The following is a 24,488-nucleotide window of genomic DNA, read 5'->3' as shown; positions in this document are numbered from 1 at the left end:
AGGGATGAAGCCGTCAGGGATGAAGCTGTCAGGGATGAAGCTGTCAGGGATGAAACGTCGGCCGCTGATGCGCGGGCACCTCGGGGGGCGGGGCGGCGATCCTCCGGGTCGCGCCGGGTAGCGTGGGCACGACCGGCACAGTGGCCGACGGAGTGGCCGACGGAGTGGCCGACGGATCGGCCGACGGGGTCGCCGACGGGGTCGCCGACGGAGCGGCCGACGGGGTCGCCGATGGGGTGGTCGCCGGGGTTACGGGCAAAGTGCCGGGCGGACGGGCTGGCGGGTTGGTCGGCGGGGCAGCATCCGCTGAAGGAGTGGCCTGCTGGATGGCGAGCTTGGCCTGCTGCCGTTCCGGGTCGAGAATCGGTTTGAGCGCGGCGAAGCTGAGCCGCCCACCCTCGTCGAAGCGCAGCTGCCCGCCGCCGCGAATGAACACGGGAGCCCGGGTGGTGAGCCCGAAGCGGCGGGCTTCGGCGGTGCTCAGGCGAAACTCCTGCGTGAACGTGGCCCCGATTTCGGAGACAACGAATCCGTCGGGGCCGACCCGAAGGGTCGGGCGCACCCGTTCGACCGCGATCGGCCGCGTCGGGTCGATTTTCGCGGCAGCGAGCAAGATCGGGTTCTCCCAAATGAACCGTACGATCTCCTCCGGATCGGAGCTCAGGGCGGCGAGTCGCACCGGATACCGCAGGCTGGTGAAGGTAGACACGCCGTAGAGATCGGTGGGTGTGGGCAGCACGATTCCGGCCTCGGCGAAGGCCGCCACGACGACGCCGCGGTAATCGAGGTCATCGTCGGGCACGACTGCCCGGTCGGCGGCGAGAATGCCGCGCAGAAGGTCTTCCCAGGTCACATCGACCGGCGGCATGTAGCCGAGGCTGCGAATAAGCATGCTCAAGACCTGGCGGCCAACGGATGCCCCGGCACGCGCCACCTGGTACAGGCTCGAGCGGCCGCCGGGCAGATCGAGACGCTTCCGCCACAGCCGAGCCACCACGCGCAGCAGCACTTGCACGATCGCCCCGCCGCGCCGGTGCGGGTCGCTCAGCGTGCGCCAGTTCGGGGCCAGGTCATCGGCCAGGGACGGCCGGGCCGAGCCGCGGGTGAACAGGCCGTCACCGAGGCGGAATAGGTCGCTGCGCAGCAGGTTCTCGTCGAGGGTGTCGAGGTCGAGGCGGTCACCGCCGTTCTGGGTCAGCAGCTGTTCGACCAGGGTCTGCGTGGAAAACACCGAGAGCAGCGCCACGAGGTCGGCGATGGCCTCGTGCAAGGCGAGCTGGTCGACTTCTGCATGGGAATCGGCCCACTTTGGGCGGTAGCCATCGACGATCGCGTGCGTGACCTCGTGCGCCACGAGATCCCGAAACAGGGCGAGCGGCACCGCTTTCTCGGTGCGGCCGTCGCGTTTGTGCCCGAAGCGAATCAGGCCATCGTCACGATAGTAGCCAGACTCCCGATAGGAGACCCGGTCGTAGGCGCTGATGGTGAGCCGGCCGCCGCCGACCCAGCCCATGCGACGCCCCAGCGTCGATTCGAACAGAGCCAGAGTGGATGCCGCCACCGCGTACACCTGCTGCGCCAGAAACCGACTGTCCTGCAGCAGGGCGGTGAGACCGTCGGGGGGTCTTTCATCGACGACCATCCAGGGTGGGGTGGGGGAGCCGAGTTCGAGACTGAACGGTTTCTCACCGGGGCGCCGCACGATCACGTCGAACCGGGCACTGCGCGGCCCAGGACCGATCCGCTCGACCGGAACCCGCAGGGTCGTCGTGAGTGGTCCGTCGGGGCCGCGGGTGAATGGCCCCTCGGCCAGCACGGTCAGGCTGACCTGCAGGCCGCTATGTCCCGGATTGCCCGATCCGGGGTCGGTACTAGTGGTCATGGTGGCCCCCGCAGCATCCGTTGTGCCTGCACTATGTAACCGAAGACCGGGTCTGTCAAGGCGACGAGGTGCAGTACGCGTGCAGTAACGCCGCAGTAACGCTTGAGCGCCATAATCGCAGGGCCGATCTTTGCGGCGGCGCACGTGTTGGACCATGAAAGGAACGGTGCCATGTCCGAATCGAGCCCCGCCCAGTCGACCGGCCCCGCTCACCCGGTGGCTACGAGACGGCAGCCGCCACTACCGAAGAGTGAGCTCGACAAGCTGCGGCCGTACGTGATCAACCTCAGCGGCGGCAAATTCTCGTCGTCCGGGGCGTTCGCGACGTCGAAAAAGGATGTCGACGCCATTTTCGCTACACACCTTCCCGCCTTCGTAGCCGAGCATGGGGGTGTTGTTCCAGTGGTCTTCTACGCCCACGGCGGGCTCGTCGACGAGCAATCCGGGCTGCGCATCGCCCAGGTCCAGGTGGACTGGTGGAAGTCCAACGGCGTGTACCCGATTCACTTCGTGTGGGAGACCAGTCTCGCCGGGGCCATCACGAGCGCGGTCGGCGACTGGGCACAGGGCCGCCGAGGCTGGCTCGACGAAGCGAAAGACCGGGTGCTCGAACTGGCCGCTCGATTCGGTCAAGGCCAGGACATCTGGGGCCAGATGAAGCGTTCGGCCGAGGCGGCATCGGCCGGCGACGGCGGCGCCCGCTACGTGGCCGAGGCGCTCGGCGCGTACTGCACGGCGCACGGCGGCACGATCAGCGTGCACGCGGTCGGGCACAGCGCCGGGTCGATCTTCCACTCCTTCTTCATTCCTGTTGCGTTGAAGGCGGGGTTGCCGGCCGTAGAGACGCTCAGCCTGCTCGCGCCCGCCGTGCGCACCGACGTCTTCGAGCAGCAGATCGTGCCCCTAATCGGCGACGGGGTGCAATCGCTCGCCCTGTTCACCATGACCGAAAAGCTCGAACGCGACGATACCTGCCTCGGCGCCTACGGAAAATCCCTGCTCTACCTCGTACGGGCCTCGCTCGAGCCCGAGGAGTTCTCGCCCATTCTCGGCCTGGAGGAGTGCCTGCGCGCCGACCCGGTGCTCGCCCGGCTGTTCGGCCTGTCCGGCGCAAGCGGGTCACCCGGCAACGGCGGGGCCGCTGACATCGTCTGGTCGAAAACGACAACGGGCCCGTTGACGAATCGCAGCACGTCGACCAGTCATGGCGGTTTCGACGGCGACATTCCCACGATGGACAGCGTCGCGCGCCGGGTCACCGGTAGCTCGCGCATCCGATCGTTCCCGGTCACCCGCGACCTCAGCGACGAAATGTGGCCGGCTCCCGGGCCTTCAGCACCCCGGCAAGCCGGCACCCACCACGCACTCTGTGTGGGTATCAATGCCTACCCCGGCGGCGATGCTCTTTACGGCTGCGTAGCGGATGCCGAGGCTTGGGCCGCACAGTTCGCCGCCGCAGGGTTCGCGGTGCGCACCCTGCTCGACGCGGAGGCGACCCGGCAGAACATTCTGCTCGGGCTGCTCGACCTGGTCGCGAGCAGCGTCGCCGGCGATGTGCTGGCCTTTCAGTACGCCGGCCATGGCACCTACGTCGACGACCTCGACGGCGACGAAGCCGAGGCCGGCAACGCGGAGAAGAAGTACGACGAAGCGCTCTGCCCGATCGACTTTCGCGAGGGTAACTTGATCATCGACGACGACCTGGGTGAGATCTTCGATCAGCTGCCCGATGGTGTCAGCCTCACGGCTTTCTTCGATTCCTGCCACTCCGGCGATGGCCAACGCCGGTTGCAGCTGCAGCCGGCCGAGGTTGCCGAACTTAGTGCGGCATCCGCTCCCCATGGTCGTCGGGCGCGATTCATCATTCCCGACGAGGCCACGAGCAGAAATTATCGGGTCAAACGCGGCACGCCCGCCCGGGCAGGCAAGCGGGCACTGGCGCGGGAAGTGCTGTTCAGCGCGTGCAAGCCCACCGAGGTCGCCTACGAGACGGGCGGGCATGGCGACTTCACCGTGGCGGCAAGCCCGCTCGTGGTGCCCAGCGCGAACCGGCTGACCAACGGTGAATTCCTGGCCAGGGTACGAGAAGTGTTCTCGAGCCAGCCGCGGCAGAACCCGGCCTTCAACGGTCCGCGGGCGGCGAAGTCGCGCATCTTCCTGGCGCCGCTGGCTGGTGCTGGTGCTGGTGGTGCCGAGGGTGGTACGCCGGCTGAGAATGCGCTGGGGGCGGTCTCTGCTGCGGCAGGAGCCATTCCCGATGCGATCACGGCCCTGCTCGATGCGGCGGCGGCCGGTGGCGGTCAATCTGGTGCGGCGGGTGGTGTCGGCCCGCTGGCCCCGGGCAGCCATGGGAGCGGCGGTGGTGCTGGTTCTCGTGAAGCGGATGCCGCCGCTCGCGCTCTCGCGAGCGCCGCATTCCTGCGCGCGGCCGCCGACTTCATTGACGGGTAGCTCGTCAAGCTCCGCGGGGGCTGCGCCGGTGCGCGGGGTTGTGGCCACCGGGCGCGAACCGGCCGATCTGGGGCGAACGACAGTCACGACCCTACGCTCTGATTGTCGACATCTTTAGCATCCTGCGTCGTGGACTGCGAGACTGGAGGCACAGCTCCGCGCCGCGGTCAGGCGACCGAATCGCGGAAACGATGTACGCGCCCGTGCGCCTCGGAAGGACCCCATGCTCGATCTTCTGTTCAGCCCGATCCCCGGGATCATTTTCACGATCATTGTCGTTCTGCTCATCGGCCTGATTTACGCCAAGACCATCTATAAGAACGCCGGGCCCGACGAGGCCCTCATCATCACCGGCAAGAAAAGCCGCAAAACCATCGTCGACGGTGCCACCCTCGAAGAGTCCGGCCAGCGCGTCGTGCACGGGCAGGGCGTGTTCATCACTCCGTTCTTCCAGAAGGCGTTCAAGATCAGCCTGCGCAGCCGGGCGATCGAGATCACGGCCGTCGCGCAGGACCGCAATGGCATCACGCTTTCCGTCGACGCCGTGGCCATCGTCAAGGTTGGGGACTCCCCGCAGTCGATTCGCGCCGCCGCCCAGCGGTTCCTCGGGCAGGACAAGAACATCGACGGGTTCGCCCAGGAGGTGCTGAGCGGTTCGCTGCGTTCCTCCATCGGCGCGACCGACGTCATGACCGTCATCCAGAAGCGTGACGAGCTCGGCAGCTCGGTGCTCGCCACTGCCCGCGAGTCGCTCGCCAACCAGGGCCTCGACGTCGACTCGTTCGAGATTAAGGGCATCACCGACGAGAACGACTACATCCGCGACATCGGTCGTGCCGAGCAGGCCAAGGTTCGTCGCCAGGCCGAGGTGGCCGAGCACGTCGCGAACCGCGAGTCGCAGGAAGCCCTGATCACCGCCGAACAGGCCATCGCCGAAGCGCAGAACACGCTCGCCCTGCGTAAGGCTGCGCTGCAGCTCGACACCGACAAAGCCTCCGCCGAGGCCGCCGCGTCGAAGCCCCTCGCCGAGGCGAAGGCGCAGCAGGCCATCGTGCAGGAGCAGGAACTCACGGCCCAGCGCCGAGCCAGCCTGCGCAAGGCCGAGCTCGAATCCGAGGTCAACGCCATTGCCGACGCCGACGCCTATCGCATCCGGGTGACCGCGATCGCCGCCGCCGAGGCATCCGTTGCCAAGGCCACTGCCGATCGCGACAGTCGTGTTGCCAACGCCGAGGCCACCCGCGCCGAGGGCCAGGCCGACGCCGACGCCATCCTCGCCCGCGGTACCGCCGAGGCCACGGCCACGCGTCTGTCAGCCGAGGCCGTCGCCCAGCAATCCGAAGCACTCATTCAGCTGCGCCTGGTCGAGATGCTGCCGCAGATCGCGCACGAGCTCGCGGCTCCCATGGGTAACATCGACCACCTCACCGTCATTTCAACGGATGGCGCAAGCCAACTCTCCAAGAACGTCGCGTCGGGTTTCAGCGAGGTCGACGCCGTGCTCGGCTCCACTATGGGAATCGGCATCAAGGACCTGCTGGGCGGGCTGCTTGGCGGCACGGCGGGAGCCGCGCTGCGGAACGCCGCGCCCGCGCAGGCCGGCGTACCCGCTTCGCCCGCCGCTGCGGCCTCGACGCCGACATCGGTTTCTGCGGCGCGGTCAGAAGCCACGCGCTCCTCCACTCCTTCGGCATCTTAATCGGCAACACCGTCAGCAACGTCTTCGGTTGCTTCATCGGCGGCGACAGCAACCGCAGCCGCGGGGGTTGACGTTGCAGCCTTCGGCCACGAGCACCGTCGATTCTCGCGCAGCGACGACCGTGGACGGGGCCGACAACACGGTGACAACGCCTTCGACCGGGCGTCAGCCCTGATCGCTGAAGCTGTTGTCGGCGTGGTAATCGACCGTGTGCACCACGAAGTAGCTGCCGTTCGCGGTGCAGACGTGGCTGGTTTTGGTCGAGGAAAATTCTGCAGGTCGGTGACTCGCACAAAGGTCGCGGCGGAGCACCCCGCGCAAGCCGCTGCGGGCGCGGCGATGCTCGGCACGAACTGCGGGTGTCGCTGCACCATGTCAATCAATGTGCCGGTCTGGCACGGAACGATTAAAGACCGGCGTGGACCGCTCGATCTGCGACGCTAGAAACTCGTGGCTGACGAACCGCGATACCGGGGAGCGGCCGCGAAGCGCGGCATGCACCTAGTCGGCGACCTTCGCCGGCTGCAGTGTCGCCGGCTTGAGGAAGATGAATCCCTCTTCAATGCCGAACGTTCGCATTCACCACCTCCAGCACCTTCACCGGATACTGCTGGGGAACCGGTATCAAGCCGATACATTCTTAGATCGCTCGGCCGACCCATGAGCGCCCGCATCTGACTAACATGACATTTAATCGCGGAGCGATGTGCAGGCGTGGGCTCTCGCACCGGATGGACTTAGCTGGGGGTAAACATGGTGCAGGTGACCGAGGTTCCAACCGGCGCGGCCCGGTCATGGCGTCGGACATTTCACGGAGCTGTCGGCGGGCTCCTCGGTTTCGTCGCGATGAGCGTAGCGGCCGGCGTGCTGGTGACCGTGTCGGTGACCCCGGTCGTAGCTCTATCGGGGCTCGCGGCCACCAACACCATCTCGGTGTTCGAGAACCTGCCGGGCTACGTGAACATCGAGCCGCTCTCCCAGAAAAGCGACATCTTCGCCACCCGCAGCGACGGAACCGTCGAACTTCTCGCCTCGTTCTACGATCAAAACCGCATCGAGGTCGGCTGGGACGCGATCAGCCAGTTCGCGAAGGATGCCGCGGTGTCGGGAGAAGACCCCCGGTTCTACGCGCATGGCGGGGTTGATCTGCAGGGTACTCTGCGGGCCACGGCCACGACGGTAGCCGGGGGCGACACCCAGGGCGGATCTTCCATCACGCAGCAATACGTGAAGAACGTGCTCGTGCAAAAATGCGAGCTGCTCACCGATGAACGTGCGCATGATGCCTGCTACACAACGGCGACCAAGACCACACCCGACCGCAAACTCAGAGAAATGCGGCTGGCCATCGGGGTCGAGAAGAAGTACAGCAAGCACGACATCCTGCAGCAGTACTTCAATATCACCGGCTTCGGCGGCACGGTCTACGGCATCGAGGCCGCCGCCAACTACTATTTCAACACCACGGCCGCCAATGTGACCCTGACCCAGGCCGCGAGTCTCGTTGCGATCGTGAACAACCCGGTCAAGTTTCAGCTCGACAAGCCCGCGAGCGAGACCAACGGGGCCGCCAACGGCTACGCCGCCAACAGGCAGCGCCGCGACTACATTCTGCGCGAGATGCTGCGATACCAGAAGATCACCCAGGCCGACTACGACGCCGCGGTCGTGGCTCCGGTCGAACCCGTCATCACCGAGCCGAGCACGGGCTGCCAGACGGCGGTGGCCAACGCGTTCTTCTGCGATTACGTGACCAAGATTCTGCAGACCGATCCCACGTTCGGAGCAGATGCCGCCACCCGCATGCTCAACTTTCGGCGTGGCGGCTACGACGTGTACACGACTCTCGACCTCGACGTGCAGAACGCGGCCGTGACGACCATGAACCAGCAGGTTCCCAAGGTCTACGCCGGCGGTGACGTGGGCGCGGTCATCACGAGCGTGCAGGTCGGCACCGGCCGGGTGCTCGCCATGACCCAGAACAAGGACTACAGCCAGGATCCGGCCGTGCAGGCGACCGGAGCCAACTACACCGGCATCAATTACGCCACCGACTACGCCGAGGGCGGGTCGAGCGGGTTTCAACCCGGGTCGACCTATAAGGTCTTCACCCTGGCCGAGTGGCTCAAGGAGGGCCATTCCCTCAACGAGCGGGTCGACTCGAGGCGCAAAGCGAACTGGGGCATCTTTCAGGACAGCTGCCTCGGGCCCCAGAACTACAACAAGGAGGGCTTTGACCCGCGCAACGATGCAAACGAATCCGGCGCCAATTACAGTGCGCTGCAGGCCACGGTCGGCTCGATCAATACCGGCTTCATCGGAATGGCCAAGCGGCTCGACCTGTGCGGCATTCGCAAGACGGCTGAGGCATTCGGGGTGCACCGGGCCGACGGCAACCCGCTCTCGCAGTCCGCGGCATCCGTTATCGGCACCAATGAGATCGCACCGCTCACCATGGCGGTGGCGTTTGCGGGCATCGCCAACAAGGGGGTGACCTGTTCGCCGATTGCAATCGACCGCATCGTCGGCCCGGGCGGTGTCGAGATTCCGGTGCCACCGTCGGTCTGCTCGCAGTCGGTCGATTCCACCGTTGCCGCGGGCATGGCCTACGCCATGCGGCGGGTCATGACCGGGGGTACTGGACAGCAATCGAACGCGAACACGAGACCGTCGGTCCCGATGATCGGCAAGACAGGAACGACGGATGGCGCCAAAGACACCTGGATGAGCGGCGCGAGCACGAAGGTGGCCACGGTGGTTGCCGTGGTGAGCCTGACCGGCACCCTCAGCCAGCGGCGTCAGTTCTTTGGGCGGGACCAGATCGCGACGGCCCGGCACCGCATGTGGCCGGTCGTGATGTCGGTCGTCAACGCCAAGTACGGTGGTGACGCCTTCGAGGAACTAGCCCCCAAGTACATTCCGCCGCCCGTGGTTGTGGCCCCGCCAGCTCCACCAGCCGCGCCTGCCCCGCCCGACGCGGTTCCTGCCCCGCCGGCCGCGCCTACCCCGCCCGACGCGGTTCCTGCCCCGCCGGGCCAATAGCGTCGGGCCAACAGCGGGCCAACAGCCGGCCAACAGCGGGCCAACAACAGCGGGCCAACAGCACGGGCCGGTAGCTGTCTCAGGCGCTCTGCGCCGCATTGAGCTGGTGCAGCGTGCCACTGGCACCCGATGATGACAACTGCGCAGACGGATGCGCGGCTAGTTCAGCCGCGTAGGCCGCCGCGCTGGCCGCTTCCTGCGCGGCGGCACGTTCAACGGCATGCCGCTCCTTCACCTGGCGGGCCACATCGAACAGGTTCCAGAGATTCTCCCCGGTCACTGAAACACCGCGAGCGCCGGAACGCCGGGTGCGACCGCGCACGAGCATGTAATTGGTCTGGAACACCTGCCCGCCCACCCGTTCCTGCGCGTCGTGAAAAAACACGACGTTGGAGACCGGGCCGGTGCCGTCGTCGAGGCTGATGAACACCACACGGCGGCCACCACGCATCGGTGGCGTGTTCGTGGCTCGCCGAACCCCGGCGAGCAGTACCTCGGTGCCGCCGGGCAGATTGCCGAGCTCGCTCGCCGGGGTCACTCCGAGCTCTTTGAACAGGGCGTGAAAGCGCGTCATCTGGTGGGTCGAAACGGCCAGGTTCAGGTCGAGCAGCTCCAGATCGGTCTGGGTGCGGCCGCGCAGTTCGAGCGACGTGATGGCGCCGGCGCGGTCACCCGAGTACCGCGGCACCGGCAGCTCTACCTCGAACGCGAGCTGGTCGGCACGAATTACCACGGCAGTGCCGCGCAGCGACTGAATGTGCGCGAGCAGTTCGTGCCGCCGTGCCCGGTCGTAGCCGATGAACGTGTCGAGGGCGCCCACCCGGGCGAGCGCCTCGAAGGTGCGTCGCCGGGGGTTCACCCGGTCACGAAAGTCCTGCAGCGAACTGAACGGCTGGTGCCGGGCGATACGCGCCCGCTCCGCCTCCGTGCTGCCGACCAGTTCCGGCAGTGCCAAGCGGATGCCCTGGCTCCCGTCGGCGAGATCCTCCACCCGGTAGTCCAGCGCGCTCGACTGTACGTCGAGGGGGAGCACCGGCACCCCGAGCACCCGGGCTTCGGCGACGATGAGGTCTTTCGGCCACATGCCCGGGTCGTGGGTGAGCAGCCCGGCCAGGAACGCTGCCGGATGGTGGGTTTTCAGCCAGGCCGACTGGTAGGTGGGCAGGGCGAACGCGGCGCCGTGCGCCTTGGCGAAGCCGAAGCTGCCGAACCCGGCCAGTACCGTCCAGATCTGGTCGATGACCTTCACGCTGAAGCCGCGAGCGAGGGCTTTCTCACGCAGGTACTCCTCAATCTGCGGGAGTTGTTCTGGCTTACCCAGGTGGCGGCGAAAGACATCAGCTTTTCCGAGGCCGCAGCCGGTGAGTTCGTCGAACAGCCGCATGACCTGTTCGTGAAAGATGACGACGCCGTTGGTCTCGCGCAGGATCGGCTCGAACCGGGGGTGGATGTAGTCGGGGGAGACCTCGCCGTGCCTGGCCTGCAGGTACTTGAGCGGCATATTGTTCTTCATCGGTCCGGGGCGGAACAGCGAGATCTCCACCGTGAGGTCGTTGAACACCTCGGGCTGCAGCTTGCCGACGAGCTCCATCTGGCCGGGGGACTCGATCTGAAAGATGCCGAGGGTGCGGGTGGAGCGAATGAGCTCGAAAGTTTTCGCATCGTCGAGCGGCACCCGGTCGAGGTCGATGCTCTCGCCGGTGAGCCGGTGGTGCTCTTCGACGGCGTGCGCCATCGCCGACTGCATGCGCACGCCGAGAATATCGAGTTTGATGAGCCCCATCGGGTCCATGTCGTGTTTGTCGTACTGCGACATAGGCAGGCCCATGCCGCTCGCCTGCACCGGGGTGCGGTCGAGCAGGCTCGCGTCGGAGAGGATCACGCCGCAGGGATGCACCGAGATGTGCCGGGGGAGCCGGTCGAGCCGCGCGGTGAGGTCGACCAGCAGGTCGAGCTGCTGCGACTCGCGCACCTCGGCGGCGAGGGCTCCGAGCTCGGGCTTCTCCTCGAGGGCGCGACGAAAGTCGCGGGCGTTGAACCGCCACATCTGCTTGGCGATCACGTTGATCTGGGCGTCGGGCAGGCCGAGGGCGAGGCCGGCGTCGCGCACGGCCCCGCGGCCCCGGTAGGCGTTGGTCATCGACATGAGCGAAACCCGGTCGCTGCCGAAGGCACGAAAGACCTCGCGGTAGATGTCGTGCCGCCTGGCCGACTCCACGTCGATGTCGATGTCGGGCAGCGTCTGGCGTTGGGGCGAGAGAAAACGCTCCCAAAGCAGCCCGTTCGCGATGGGTTCAACCGAAGACGTGCGCAGCGCGTAGTTGAGCACCGAGCCGACCCCCGAACCGCGGGCCTGAATACGGATGCCCATACCGCGAATGATGTCGGCCACCCGCGACACGGTGAGAAAGTAGCTGGCAAAGCCGAGGTGTTCGACCGTCTTCATCTCGTGGGCGAGCTGGGCATGGGCGGCTTCGACCGCGCGCGAGCCGCTCGCGGAGTACAGATCGGCGATGCCGCTTCGGGCGCGCCGCCAGAGTTCGGTGACCGGATCGCCGGTGACACCGATCACGCGTGCCTCCGGCATGCGTGGCCGGCCGAGGCCGATGTCGCTCACCGGGTCGAGGCTACAGCGGTCGGCGAGCTGCTCGGTATCACGCAGCAGTCGTTCGAGTGCCCCGTCATCGTGCAGGCCGGCGTCGACGATCATGCGGGCCACCTGGCGCATCGCCCCGGCCGGTTTGAGCCAGGCCTGGCCGTTGGTCTGCGGGGTTTCGAGCTCGGCGAGCGGCAGCAGAAAGCGCGCGGCGTCGGCGAGGTCGGCGGTGACCGCTTCGTCGGGGGTGCCGTACCGCACGGCATTGCTGAACACTGCGGGCAGCCCGGATTTCTCGGCGAGGGCGAGCATGCGCGTGGCCGGGGTCACGCTGCCGACGGTGCCGCTCTCGGCGAGGTGACAGACGATCTCGAGCACGACGGCCTGGGCGGGCAGGGCACGCTGCCAGTGGGCGAGCCGCGCCGCGGCATCCGTATTGTCGCGTCTCGCGATCGCGAGACCCACGTCGGAGTCGGGGCCGAGCAGCACGGTAAGCGAGGCGAGGCCAGCCAGGTCGGCCAGTTGGGCGCGCGAAATGCTCGGGCCGGTGCTTGCGGGCGTGAGCGCCGAGCGTTGGCCGGTGCCGTGCTGGCCGGTACCGTGCTGGCCGGTACCGCGCTGGCCGGTACCGCGCCGATCAGTACCGCCGGCGTGGGCGGCACTGACCGCACGGCAGAGTGCGGCGTAGCCGCGACCCTCGGTCTGGCCGTGGGCGAGCACGACCACCCGGCCGAGTGGGCGATACTCCTCGTCGTGCACGCAAAGTTCGGCGCCGAGCCCGGGGCGGATGCCCGCGGCCACGCAGGCCCGCACGTGCTTGACGGCGCCGTAGAGTCCGTCACGGTCGGTCACGGCAAGAAAATTCGCGCCTTGCGCGGCCGCCTGCTCGGCCAGCGCTTCGGGTAGTGTCACTCCATAGTGGGTCGAGTAGGCGCTCGCGACGTGCAGGTGCGCAAAACTCGTGCCCAGTGCGCTGTTCATCCCCAGTCCAGCGCCAACACCCAGGACCCGTCCATGCCGCGGCGCAGGTCGTAGCGGTGCTGTTCTTCACCGCCACGACTCGCGTCGAGCCGCCACAGTTCGGTGTCGATGCGGGTGGGGATTCCTTCGTTCTCCCACCACCGGGTGCGTTTGAACACGGCCTGCGGCTGCCCGATGACGGTGTGTTCAAACCGATTCCAGATGAACGCGCGCGGGTCACCGTCGGCGGAGAGCTCGACGTCAACCTGAGCATCAATAATGTGGGGCAAGGCGGGCTCCTTAGGCTCGTGGCGAGTGGAAATAGATAAAAAGCTGATGAGCAATGGTTAAAAAACTCTCGAGATAAGTTCGAACAAACACTCATCGAAACCAAGCTTTATCGAATATGTCTTCTAGATAAAAGTGTATGTCACGCCACCGACATGCGCCACGGGCGATTGCCCGAGGAGGGGAACTGGGGGCATCCGTTCGTGTCGTGGTCGTAGCCGGGGCTAGCCTGAACCAATGCACGATCATTCGGCAGTGAAGCCGCTCTCCATCGTCATCGCGCCGGATTCGTTCAAAGGCAGCCTCAGTGCGGCCGATGCCGCCGCCGCCATGGCCGACGGGGCCCGCGACGCCGGACTCGCGCTCGGCCGGCCCGACCTTCGCCTCACGCTCTGCCCGATGGCCGACGGCGGCGAGGGAACTCTTGACGCCATCGCGGCCGTCTGGGGTGTCGAGCCCAGCACCATGCTCACCGTCGACGCGCTCGGTCGCAGCCGACAAGCTCGCTACGCCACCTCCGCCGACGGGCGCACCGGGCTCATCGAAGCGGCCGAGTCCAACGGCCTGTCCCTGATAGCGGATGCCCCGCCCCAGCCCCAGCGCGCCGACACCTTCGGGGTCGGCCTGCTCGCCCGCCAACTGCTCGGCCAGCGGGTCGACGAGATTCTGCTCTGCGTCGGAGGTTCCGCCAGCACTGATGGCGGAACCGGCCTGCTCGCCGGCCTCGGCGTGCGTTTTCTCGACGCAGCCGGGGCGCCCGTGGCGCCTGGCGGTGGGGGCCTGGCCCGGATCGCGTCGATCGACCTGGCCGGACTGCACCCGCACGCCCGCGCGGTGCGCTGGCGAATCGCGGTGGACGTGAACAATCCGCTCTGCGGCCCTGCCGGCGCGGCCGCCGTATTCGGCCCGCAGAAGGGCGCGCAGCGCCACGATGTCGCCGAGCTCGACGCTGGTCTCGCCCACCTCGCCGCCATCGTGCAGGGTGAAACGGGCGAGGACATGACCGACCGGCCAGGGGCTGGAGCGGCCGGCGGCATGCCGGCCACCCTCGTTCCGCTGCTTCAGGCCAAGCTGGTCTCCGGCAGCACCCTGGTAGCGGATGCCATGGGCCTGGCCCGCACAATGGCCTCCGCCGACCTCGTCCTCACCGGCGAAGGCAGCTTCGACTCCCAGTCCCTCGGCGGCAAGGTGGCCGTGGCCGTGGCACGTCTCGCCCCGGCAGGATGCCCGGTCGTCGTCATCGCCGGCCGGGTGGCGTTGTCGCCGGCCGACACCGCGGCATCCGGTGTCACTGCCGCCTTCTCTATCGCCGGCGGACCGGCGACCCTCGACGACCTGCGGGCTCACGCCACCGAACGCGTGCGCGAGACCACCGCGCATGCCGTCGCCCTCTTCGTTCACTCCCGTACGTTCCGGTAAAACTCGCGCACCAAGCGTTCATCTGCGGTTCACCGCCGGGACACCTGTCGGTTTCACGCTGGAGAGGTGACGGCGAGAGAGTAGTTCCACCCCCAGTTCGGGGCTAATATCGACGACGTACATCGACCCGAGGAGCGCTCCATGCTGCACCGTGAATCCACCGCGCAGGGCCGACCGTTGCTGCCGCTGCTTCCCATGGAGGGGCACACCCTCGGCAAGCGCAGCGCGGTCACCTGCCACCTCAAGTGTGCGGATGCCTGCTTCCACCCGGTGCCCAACGAGAGCGCGAACGACTATTTTCGCGACATAGTCGGCGCGGCCCTGAGCCGCCGTTCCCTGCTCGTCGGCGTGGGCGTCGGCGCCGCAGCGATCGTGCTGGGGTCTGGCCAGACCGCTCCCTCGCTGGCCGCACCCGGCGGTCCGGCCGGCCGCGGGCTCGCCTTCACCCCGATCGCGCCCGTTCCAGCCGCCGTCGACTCCTTCGTCGTGCCCACCGGGTACTCCTGGAACCCCATCATCCGCTGGGGGGATCCGCTGTTCGCCGCCACCGATCGGTTCGACCCGGCGCACCAGACGGCCGCGTCGCAGGCGCTCCAGTTCGGCTACAACAACGACTACCTCGACATCCTCGAGGGTCCGGGGCGCAAGGGGCGCTCCGGAATCCTCGTCACCAACCACGAGTACACCAACGAGAACATCATGTTCGCACCGGCCACGACACCGGCCGAAGCGGATGAGCAGCGTCGCGTGGCGATGATGGCCCACGGTATGTCCGTGGTCGCCCTCGAACGCAAGCGCGCCGGCCAACCGTGGACCTACCGCGTGGGCGACCGCCTCAACCGGCGCATCACCGCGAGCACCCCGTTCACCGTCACCGGTCCGGCTGCCGGCAGTGACCTGCTGAAGACGAAGGCCGACCCCACCGGCCGCACCGTGCTCGGAACCCTCGGCAACTGCGCGGGCGGCACCACGCCCTGGGGCACGGTGCTCTCCGGCGAGGAGAACTTCAACGGTTACTTCCGCACGACGGGTACCAGCACAGCGGATGCCCGCTACGGCCTCGCCAACCGCCCCACCGGTCGGCTTTGGGAGCAGGTCGACGACCGCTTCGACGCCACCATCGCCGGAAACGAGAACGAGCCCAACCGGTTCGGCTGGATCGTGGAGATCGACCCGGAGGCACCGAACGAGCCCCCGGTCAAGCACACGGCGCTCGGCCGGTTCAAGCACGAGGGCGCCAACGTGATCGTCGGCAAGACCGGCCATGTCGCCGCCTATATGGGCGACGACGAACGCTTCGACTACCTCTACAAGTTCGTCTCCTACGACCGCTTCGATCAGAAGAAGAACCCGAAGGCGCGTACCCACAACAAGGCCCTACTCACCCGGGGCTCCCTGTACGTGGCACGCTTCGCCGGCAACTCCCCGGCCGCCGAGATCACCGGCACCGGCCAGCTTCCCGCCGACGGCCAGTTCGACGGCACCGGCCAGTGGGTGGCGCTCGTCATCGACGGCGTCTGCCAGGTGCCCGGCTTCAGCACCGATGACGCCCTCGTGAACACCCGCCTGGTAGCGGATGCCGTCGGCGCCACCAAAATGGACCGCTGTGAAGACGTCGAGCCGAGCCCGGTGACCGGCAAGATCTATGTCGCCTGCACCAACAACACCGATCGCGGCCTGCCCGGCAAGGAGGGCGCCACCGAGCCCAATCCGCGGGCGATGAACCGCGACGGCCACATTGTGGAGATCACCGAAACCGGATCGGATGCTACCTCGGTGACCTTCGACTGGAACCTGCTGCTCGTTTGCGGCGACCCGAAGACGAACATGAGCACCTACTTCGCCGGTTTTCCGAGCGAGAAAGTGTCACCCATCTCGTGCCCCGACAACGTGGCATTCGACACCGAGGGCAACCTGTGGATCTCCACCGATGGCGCACCGAGCACGATCGGCTTCTGCGACGGCCTGTTCAAGGTTCCGCTCACCGGCCCCGAGCGCGGGCGGGTGCAGCAGTTTCTCTCGGTGCCGCGCCAGGCCGAGACGTGCGGGCCGGTCATCCGTTCGGAGCAGTCGATGGTCTATGTTGCCGTGCAGCACCCGGGGGAGAACGGAAGCTGGGCGGCCCAGTCCAGCCGATTCCCGGACTATGTTGCGCTGGGTGCGGCCGCGCCGGCGGGCGCGTGGGCCGGACCACGGCCATCCGTTGTGCAGGTCTGGAAGCCCTGAGTCGCTCCTCGCTCTGGTCGATCCTTAGGCCAGAACCGGGGCCTCGAACTGGGAGTTGACTGATTGTAATTTCTGAGATTCGTGATGAAGTAAAGGGGCTGCAAGCAGAATCGCAGCGCTCACCCAGTGTGGAGAAGGTCGTTTGGCTTACTCCGCGAAGAAAACGAGAAAGGTAATTCATGACGGGGAACAGAGCAGTTGCCTACAAGAGCGCTGGAGTCGTCGAGGTCATCGACATCGACTACCCCACGTTCGAACTCAAAGACGGACCGGGCGTCAACCCGGCCAACGTCGGCCGCAAGGTGCCGCACGGCGTCATTCTCAAGACCGTGACCACCAACATCTGCGGTTCCGACCAGCACATGGTTCGTGGCCGCACGACCGCACCGAGCAACCTGGTGCTGGGTCACGAAATCACCGGCGAAGTGGTCGAAGCGGGCCCCGATGTCGAATTCATCAAGGTCGGCGACATCGTGTCGGTGCCGTTCAACATCAGCTGTGGCCGCTGTCGCAACTGTAAGGAACGCAAGACCGGCATCTGCCTCAACGTCAACCCGGACCGTCCGGGCAGCGCCTATGGGTACGTCGACATGGGCGGCTGGGTGGGAGGCCAGGCCGAGTACGTTCTCGTTCCCTACGCCGACTGGAACCTGTTGAAGTTTCCCGATCGGGACCAGGCCCTCGAGAAGATCATGGACCTCACCATGCTGTCCGACATCTTCCCGACCGGATTCCACGGGGCCTACACGGCCGGTGCCGGCGTCGGAACGACCGTGTACGTGGCCGGAGCCGGCCCGGTCGGCCTCGCGGCCGCCGTCTCGGCGCAGCTGCTCGGTGCGGCCGTTGTCATTGTCGGCGACTTGAACCCGGAGCGTCTGGCCCAGGCCCGCAGTTTCGGCTGCGAGACCATCGACCTCACCAAGGGAGAGCCGGGGGAGCAGATTGAGCAGATCCTCGGCGTGCCCGAGGTCGACGCCGGAGTGGACGCCGTCGGGTTTGAAGCGCGCGGTCACGGCAAGGACGCCGACCACGAGGCCCCGGCTACCGTGCTCAACTCGCTCATGACGATCACCGCGGCCGGTGGTGCCCTCGGTATCCCGGGTCTCTACGTCACGGGTGATCCGGGTGCAAAGGAAAAGGCCGCGCAGGTCGGTTCGCTGTCGATTCGGCTGGGCCTCGGCTGGGCCAAGTCGCTGTCCTTCACGACCGGCCAGTGCCCGGTGATGAAGTACAACCGCCAGCTGATGATGGCTATTTTGCACGACAAGGTACAGATCGCAAAGGCCGTCAACGCCCAGGCAATCAGCCTGGAAGACGCCCCGCGCGGCTACGCCGAATTCGACGCCGGTGCAGCCACGAAGTACGTGTTGAACCCCAACGGATACGTCAAGGGTTAGCGGCACTGCCTAGCGGCACGCAAGCGGATGGCCCGCCCGGGAATTCTCCCGGCCGGGTCATTCCTGTATCAACATCCGCTTAGAACCGATGTTCTGGCACGCTCGTTCGGGGCGCGAGGTTTAGGCTGGAAACATGACCGGCATCGACCTTGCAGAACCAGTGCCGCGCTTTTATCGAGAGCGCGCGGACATTCCGTTGAACCTCGAACCGCCGACCGGGTTAGTGACCGACCGGTTGAATCGGCCGCTGCACGACCTGCGCCTGAGCGTTACCGACCGCTGCAACTTTCGCTGCGTGTACTGCATGCCGAAGGAGATCTTCGGCCGGGACTTCGCGTTCATGGAACACGACGAACTACTCAGCTTCGAGGAACTCACTCGGCTTGCGCGCATCGCCGTCGCGCACGGCGTCGAGAAGATTCGGCTGACCGGCGGCGAACCGCTGCTGCGTAAGGGCATCGAAGACCTCATCGCCCTGCTGGCCGAGCTGCGCACTCCCGACGGGCGTGAGATCGACATCGCACTCACCACAAACGGGTCGGCGCTGGCCGTGAAAGCGCAGGCACTCAAGGATGCCGGCCTGAAGCGGGTCACTGTGTCGCTCGACTCGCTCGACGACACCACGTTTCGCACCATGAACGACGTCAAGTTTCCGGTTGCCAAGGTGCTGCACGGCATCGACGTGGCCGAAGCCGTCGGACTCGGCCCGATCAAGGTCAACATGGTCGTGCAGCGCGGTAAAAACGATCAGGACATTCTGGCCATGGCGCGCCACTTCAAGGACACCCCGTACATTCTGCGTTTCATCGAATTCATGGACGTCGGCACGAGCAACGGCTGGGAGATGGGCGCGGTCGTGACGTCGAAAGACGTCATCGACCGCATTCACGCTGAGCTGCCGCTCGAAGAGATCGCCCCGAACTACAACGGCGAGACCTCGCGCCGCTGGCGCTACCAGGACGGCGGCGGCGAGATCGGCGTTATTTCGAGTGTGACGCAGTCGTTCTGCCAGTCCTGTTCCCGTGCCCGGGTGTCGACCGACGGCAAGCTGTTCACCTGCCTGTTCGCGACCGAGGGCCACGACCTGCGGGCGCTCATGCGCGGCGGCTGCTCCGACGCTGAGCTTTCCACGGTCATGGCGCACCTCTGGCGCGAGCGCACCGACCGGTATTCGCAGCTGCGCAGCGCCAAGACCAGCGAGCTGAGGGCCTCCGGTGCCAAGAAGATCGAAATGTCCTACATCGGCGGCTGATGAACGTGGTCGGGTACGTTACGCCGAAAACGACACGCCGAGCTGTGGCGAATGTGACCCGGCGTGTTGCGAAATCTACCGGTTTTACATACCCACCCCCGGCGAATGCCGACCCGTGGCAGACTTTGGTTATGAATAGAATCACCGCGCGACGCAAAATCACCCGGCTTACCGTCGGCGAACGACCATTGGCCAGCGAAGATCTGCTCGCCGTCGAGGAACCGTTGGAAATTCGAGTAAACGGCCGCCGCCTGGCCGTCACAATGCGCACCCCGGGCAATGACATCGACCTCGCGGCCGGTTTTCTGGTCTCTGAAGGTGTCATTACCCGCGGCGACGATTTCAACTCCGCCCGCTACTGCGCCGGCGCGACTGCAGACGGCGTCAACACCTTCAACGTGCTCGACGTCACGCTCGGCGCCGGTGTCACGCCGCCCGCACCGAGTCTGGAACGCTCGCTGCTGACCAACAGTTCCTGTGGTCTCTGCGGCAAAGAGAGCATCGATGCGGTGCGCACCAAATCAACCTTCAAAATAGCGGATGACCCGGTGCGAGTAACTGCCGAATCGCTCACAACTTTTCCCGAAAAACTGCGAGCGGGGCAGAACGTGTTCGAGAAGACCGGTGGCATTCACGCGGCCGGACTCTTCGATGCTGCCACCGGCGAACTCCTCGTTCTGCGCGAAGATGTCGGCCGGCACAATGCCGTAGACAAGGTCATCGGGTGGGCGGTCAAAGAGAACAGGCTACCGCTGACCGGCACCGTGCTCATGGTGTCGAGCAGGGCGAGTTTTGAACTTACCCAGAAGGCCCTGATGGCGGGCATCCCGGTACTCGCCGCTGTATCGGCACCGTCGTCACTGGCCGCGGAGTTCGCCGTCGAGGTCGGCATGACCCTGGTCGGCTTTCTCCGCGGCAACTCCATGGTCATCTACGCCGGCGGCGACCGCATCGTCGACGCACAGCGTAGCGTTCACGCCGCCTAGCTCAAACTAGGCGGCGGTACCGGCCGGCACGAAGCGCACCGTCATGGCCTTGTAGCCGGGGGTGTTGGATTCGCGGGCCACGAGCTCGCGGTGCATGAGCGCGTTCGCCTCGGGAAAGTACGCAGCCGCGCATCCCTTTGGCGTGGGGTACACCACGAGGCGGAACGTGTCGGCGCGACGCTCTACGCCTCGGAACGTGCTGATCACGTCGACCATATCGCGGTCGGCGAAGCCCAGCTCTGTGACATCGTCTTCGTGGATGAGGATGACACGGCGGGCGTTCTTGATGCCGCGGTAGCGGTCGTCGAGCCCGTAAAACGTGGTGTTGTACTGATCGTGGCTGCGGATGGTCTGCAGAATCAGGTGGCCCTCGGGTGCCGTCAGGTACTCGATCGGGCTCACCGTGAACCGGGCCAGTCCGATGTCGGTGGCGAAGCTGCGGGTGTCGCGCGGCGGGTTGGGCAGCACGAATCCGTTCTTCGTCTTGAGGCGGGCGTTGAAGTCATCGAAGCCGGGTACGACGCGGGAGATGTGGTCGCGAACGACGTCGTAGTCTTCGGCCATCGCCTTCCAGTCGACCGGGTGGTCGTCGCCGAGTGTGGCGTGGGCCATGCGGGCGATGATCACCGGTTCGGCGAGCAGGTGCTCCGACACCGGGTCCAGGCGACCCTGGGTTGTGCGCACGACCGACATGGAGTCCTCCACCGACAGCACCTGACGGCCAGACGGATGCTTGTCATCGGTATCCGTGCGGCCGAGCGTCGGCAGAATGAGCGAGATCCTGCCGTGCATCACGTGCGACCGGTTGGGCTTGGTGGAGACGTGCACTGTGAGGCCGACACGCTGCATGGCCTTCTCGAGCATGTCGGTGTCGGAACAGGCGAGGGCAAAGTTGCCGCCCATCGAGACGAAAACGTCCACGCGGTCATGCACGAAGGCATCCACCGTGTCGACGGAGTCGAGTCCGTGTTCCCGCGGAGACACGATACCGAATTCGGCGTCGAGAGCGGCGAGCATGGCCTCCTTCGGCTTCTCCCACACCCCCATGGTGCGGTCGCCTTGCACGTTGGAGTGGCCGCGTACCGGGCACGCGCCGGCGCCGGGCTTGCCGAAGTTGCCCTGCAGTAGCAGCAGGTTGATGATCTCCTTGAGGGTGTTCACCGAGTGTGGCTGCTGGGTCAGACCAAGCGCCCAGCAGATGATGGTGGCCTTGCTCGCCACGAGCAGTTGCGCCACGGTCTCGATCGCGGCGCGGTCCAGCCCCGTGGCCTTCTTCGTCTCCGCCCAGTCGATGACCGAGCGGGCCGCGCGATAGGCCTCGATTCCGTCGGTGTTCGCGGCCACGAACTCCTGGTCGACGACCGACCCGGGCACGAGCGCCTCGTGTTCGAGCAGCAGGTGCCCGAGCGCCTGGAACAGGGCCAGGTCACCGCCGACCTTGATCTGCAAAAATTCATCGGCCAGGTTGGTGCCCTTGCCCACGACGCCCTTGGGAGTCTGCGGATCCATGAAGTTGAACAGCCCAGCCTCGGGCAGGGGGTTGACGGCCACGATCTTGCCGCCGTTGTCCTTGCACTGGGCCAGGGCCGACAGCATGCGCGGATGGTTGGTACCCGGGTTCTGGCCGACCACCAGGATGAGCTCGGCCTGGTGGATATCCTCGAGCGAGACCGTACCCTTGCCGATGCCGATCGTGGGGTTCAGCGCCGAGCCCGAGGACTCGTGGCACATATTGGAACAGTCTGGCAGGTTGTTGGTGCCGATCGACCTGGCGAACAGCTGGTACATGAACGCCGACTCGTTAGCGGTGCGGCCGGAGGTGTAGAAGACGGTGCGGTCGGGCACGGTGGCGCGAATCTGCTCGCCGATGAGCTCGAAGGCGTCATCCCAGGAGATCTGCGAGTAGTGCGTGTCGCCCGGGCGAATCACGACGGGGTGCGCGATCCGACCCTGATTGCCGAGCCAGTACTCGGTCTTGGTGGCGAGCTCCGCGATAGAATGCTTGGCCCAGAACTCCGGCGTCACCGTGCGCAGCGTGCTCTCCTCCGCGACAGCCTTCGCGCCGTTCTCGCAGAACTCCGCGGTCTTGCGGTGTCCCTGGGACTCCGGCCACGCGCATCCGGGGCAGTCGGTGCCGTCGCGCTGGTTCAGGCGAAGCAGTGACCGGGCGGTGCGCGCGATACCGGCCTGGGCGATGCCCCGATCGAGCGCTACAACGACGGCTTCGACGCCCGCCGCATGGGTTTTGGGCTTGGTGACAACGAGGTTATCTTCGTTGATGTCTTCGATCGGAGCTGAGCGTGTCATAGATCTATCCTGCCTTGCCGACGAGGGGAAATTTCCCCGAACCGCGAAATGGGTGGTGAATCCGAGAGAGAAATCCTTCGAACCGTTCATATAGTCTGTACTTCGCAGAGTTTCAGAGTTCCCGGTCGACCATTACTTTCATGGTCACCGCGAACACGCTGACACGCACAGCAACGTCGCTATTCGCCTCCCCGGCAGCAAGGATAACTCAATGAGCTGGCTCGATCGAGACCGCACCATCGCCCCACCCGGATTCAACCGCTGGCTCATTCCGCCGGCCGCCCTCGCCGTGCACCTCTGCATCGGCCAGGCGTACGCCACGAGCGTCTACAAAACTGCGCTCGTGGCGCACTTCGACGCCAGCCTGGTGCAGATCGGGGTGATTTTCTCGATCGCCATCGTGATGCTCGGCCTCTCCGCGGCCGTCATGGGTACCTGGGTCGACACCAACGGGCCGCGCAAGGCCATGTTCGTCGCAGCCCTGTTCTGGTCGGGCGGATTCCTCATCGGTTCCCTCGGGATATTCACCAACCAGCTGTGGCTGGTCTACGTCGGATACGGGCTCATCGGTGGTATCGGGTTGGGTATCGGCTACATCTCGCCGGTCTCCACGCTCATCAAATGGTTCCCAGACCGCCCCGGCCTGGCAACCGGCATGGCGATCATGGGCTTCGGTGGCGGCGCGCTCATCGCCAGCCCGGTATCGACCATGCTGCTCAGCTTCTATGACCCGAATTCCGGGGCAGCGAACTGGGTAGCCAGCGGCGACGCGGTGGGCAAGCTGTTTGTCACCCTCGCGGTGATCTACTGTGCCTACATGATGTTCGGTGCCTTCACGATCAAGGTTCCGGCCGCCGATTGGCTACCGACCGGATTCGATCCGTCGAAGGTGCGTGCCAAAGCCCTCGTCACCAGCAACCACGTCTCAGCCAAAAACTCCATTCGAACGCGTCAGTTCTGGCTGCTTTGGGTCGTGTTGTTCTGCAACGTCACCGCCGGAATCGGCATTCTCGAGCAGGCCGCTCCGATGATCCAGGACTTCTTTCGGCAGAACGACGGTAACTCGTTGGTCTCGGCAGCCGTCGCTGGCGGCTTCGTCGGCCTTCTGTCGCTCGCCAATATGGGAGGACGCTTCGTCTGGTCGGCCACCTCGGACAAGACCGGCCGCAAGAACATCTACATGGTTTACCTCGGAGTCGGCACGGTGCTGTACCTCTTGTTGGCGCTCTTCGGCCCGAGTACGACCGCCCTCTACGTGGTGTTGGCCTTCATCATCATCTCGTTCTATGGCGGCGGTTTCGCCACCATTCCGGCCTATTTGCGTGATCTGTTCGGAACCTTTCAAGTGGGTGCCATCCACGGTCGGCTGCTGACCGCCTGGTCGGCCGCCGGTATCGCGGGACCGCTCATTGTCAACTCGTTCCTGGACGCCCAGGGCGCACCGGGGGAGCTGAATGCCGCTGCCTATCAGCCAGCACTGCTCACCATGGTCGGATTGCTCGTGGTCGGCTTCATCGCAAACCTGTTCGTACGACCGGTGCACACGGACTTTCATGAAACCGTCAAGCCTCTCGTTGGTGCAACCGCCGGAAAGGATCGATCATGAAGAAAGCGAAACTCGTCGTCGCGTGGGCGCTGGTAGGAATCCCGCTCGCCTTCGGCATATTTCAAACGCTCACCAGGGTGACGGCTCTGTTCGGCTGAGCCGGAATCCTCAACGTAATTGATAGAGTCACGCACCGATTATTGGTGCGTGACTCTATTTGTCTTTCCAGCGTGGCGACGGTTTCTCTCAGCTTAAGTTTCGACATTCATGCAATGATGACGATTGGGAACATAGCTAACTCAGTTAGCTAAATTGAATTCGGGCTCATCACTCTCGGATTTTTAGATTTTGTTCCCAGCGGCTACAAGCCGAAATCAACCCCTGTTCACTCGCGGCGGGCCCGAATCGCCGCGATCGATCCGCGGAATTTTTCGCGG

At 65.8% G+C, this 24,488-nt stretch carries 14 protein-coding genes; 10 read left to right on the top strand and 4 right to left on the bottom strand.

From position 1 onward, the window contains the following. Positions 1-43: 43 nt before the first annotated feature. Positions 44-1,882, bottom strand: a complete 1,839-nt coding sequence (locus E3T47_RS10815; RefSeq protein WP_134556067.1) for a hypothetical protein — start codon at positions 1,880-1,882, stop codon at positions 44-46. Positions 1,883-2,053: 171 nt separating this feature from the next. Here E3T47_RS10815 and E3T47_RS10810 point away from each other — a divergent pair, with 171 nt between their 5' ends. The 3 genes from E3T47_RS10810 (at position 2,054) to E3T47_RS10800 (ending at position 9,074) form a co-directional block, all read left to right on the top strand. Then, a complete protein-coding gene (locus E3T47_RS10810) occupies positions 2,054-4,333 on the top strand; it encodes a caspase family protein (protein WP_134556066.1) in 2,280 nt (759 codons plus the stop codon). A 223-nt stretch (positions 4,334-4,556) separates the two neighbouring features. Further along, entirely contained in the window at positions 4,557-6,032 is a 1,476-nt protein-coding gene (locus E3T47_RS10805; protein ID WP_134556065.1) for a flotillin family protein, read from the top strand. Between the two features lie 762 nt (positions 6,033-6,794). Continuing rightward, positions 6,795-9,074: a transglycosylase domain-containing protein gene (locus E3T47_RS10800; RefSeq protein ID WP_166805694.1), complete on the top strand. Its 2,280-nt coding sequence runs from the start codon at positions 6,795-6,797 to the stop codon at positions 9,072-9,074. 79 nt (positions 9,075-9,153) lie between these two features. Here the strand turns inward: E3T47_RS10800 and E3T47_RS10795 are convergent, their stop codons facing one another. Further along, positions 9,154-12,651 carry a DNA polymerase III subunit alpha gene (locus E3T47_RS10795; protein ID WP_134556063.1) on the bottom strand — a complete coding sequence of 1,166 codons (3,498 nt, stop codon included), beginning with the start codon at positions 12,649-12,651 and terminating at the stop codon, positions 9,154-9,156. Further along, positions 12,648-12,920 carry a hypothetical protein gene (locus E3T47_RS10790; RefSeq protein WP_134556062.1) on the bottom strand — a complete coding sequence of 91 codons (273 nt, stop codon included), beginning with the start codon at positions 12,918-12,920 and terminating at the stop codon, positions 12,648-12,650. Before E3T47_RS10790 ends, E3T47_RS10795 begins: the two co-directional genes overlap by 4 nt. 235 nt (positions 12,921-13,155) lie before the next feature. On the opposite strand from E3T47_RS10790, the gene E3T47_RS10785 reads away from it, so the two are divergent. From E3T47_RS10785 to fdhD, 5 genes are all read left to right on the top strand, one after another. Beyond that, on the top strand, positions 13,156-14,337 hold the full coding sequence (locus E3T47_RS10785; protein ID WP_134556061.1) for a glycerate kinase: 1,182 nt from the start codon (positions 13,156-13,158) through the stop codon (positions 14,335-14,337). Positions 14,338-14,478: 141 nt separating this feature from the next. Further along, positions 14,479-16,563, top strand: coding sequence for a PhoX family protein (locus E3T47_RS10780; protein WP_134556060.1), 2,085 nt, complete (start codon positions 14,479-14,481; stop codon positions 16,561-16,563). A gap of 179 nt (positions 16,564-16,742) precedes the next feature. Continuing rightward, on the top strand, positions 16,743-17,960 hold the full coding sequence (fdhA, locus tag E3T47_RS10775) for a formaldehyde dehydrogenase, glutathione-independent (protein WP_134556059.1): 1,218 nt from the start codon (positions 16,743-16,745) through the stop codon (positions 17,958-17,960). A 133-nt stretch (positions 17,961-18,093) separates the two neighbouring features. Then, a complete protein-coding gene (gene moaA, locus E3T47_RS10770; RefSeq protein ID WP_134556058.1) occupies positions 18,094-19,212 on the top strand; it encodes a GTP 3',8-cyclase MoaA in 1,119 nt (372 codons plus the stop codon). Positions 19,213-19,343: 131 nt separating this feature from the next. Then, positions 19,344-20,198 carry a formate dehydrogenase accessory sulfurtransferase FdhD gene (gene fdhD / locus E3T47_RS10765; RefSeq protein WP_134556057.1) on the top strand — a complete coding sequence of 285 codons (855 nt, stop codon included), beginning with the start codon at positions 19,344-19,346 and terminating at the stop codon, positions 20,196-20,198. Positions 20,199-20,204: 6 nt separating this feature from the next. Here the strand turns inward: fdhD and E3T47_RS10760 are convergent, their stop codons facing one another. Continuing rightward, a complete protein-coding gene (locus E3T47_RS10760) occupies positions 20,205-22,505 on the bottom strand; it encodes an FdhF/YdeP family oxidoreductase (RefSeq protein WP_134556056.1) in 2,301 nt (766 codons plus the stop codon). A gap of 211 nt (positions 22,506-22,716) precedes the next feature. Between E3T47_RS10760 and E3T47_RS10755 the strand changes: the two genes are divergently transcribed. After that, entirely contained in the window at positions 22,717-24,111 is a 1,395-nt protein-coding gene (locus E3T47_RS10755) for an OFA family MFS transporter (protein WP_134556055.1), read from the top strand. Further along, on the top strand, positions 24,108-24,209 hold the full coding sequence (locus E3T47_RS16815; RefSeq protein WP_422386488.1) for an MFS transporter small subunit: 102 nt from the start codon (positions 24,108-24,110) through the stop codon (positions 24,207-24,209). The genes E3T47_RS10755 and E3T47_RS16815 overlap by 4 nt, the downstream gene beginning before the upstream one ends. The last annotated feature ends 279 nt before the right edge of the window (positions 24,210-24,488 follow it).

The sequence above is a fragment of the Cryobacterium ruanii genome (assembly GCF_004404055.1).
Classification (GTDB): domain Bacteria; phylum Actinomycetota; class Actinomycetes; order Actinomycetales; family Microbacteriaceae; genus Cryobacterium; species Cryobacterium ruanii.
The sequence above is the reverse complement of the archived record's forward strand: the minus strand, read 5'-3'. Positions and strand labels throughout refer to the sequence as shown.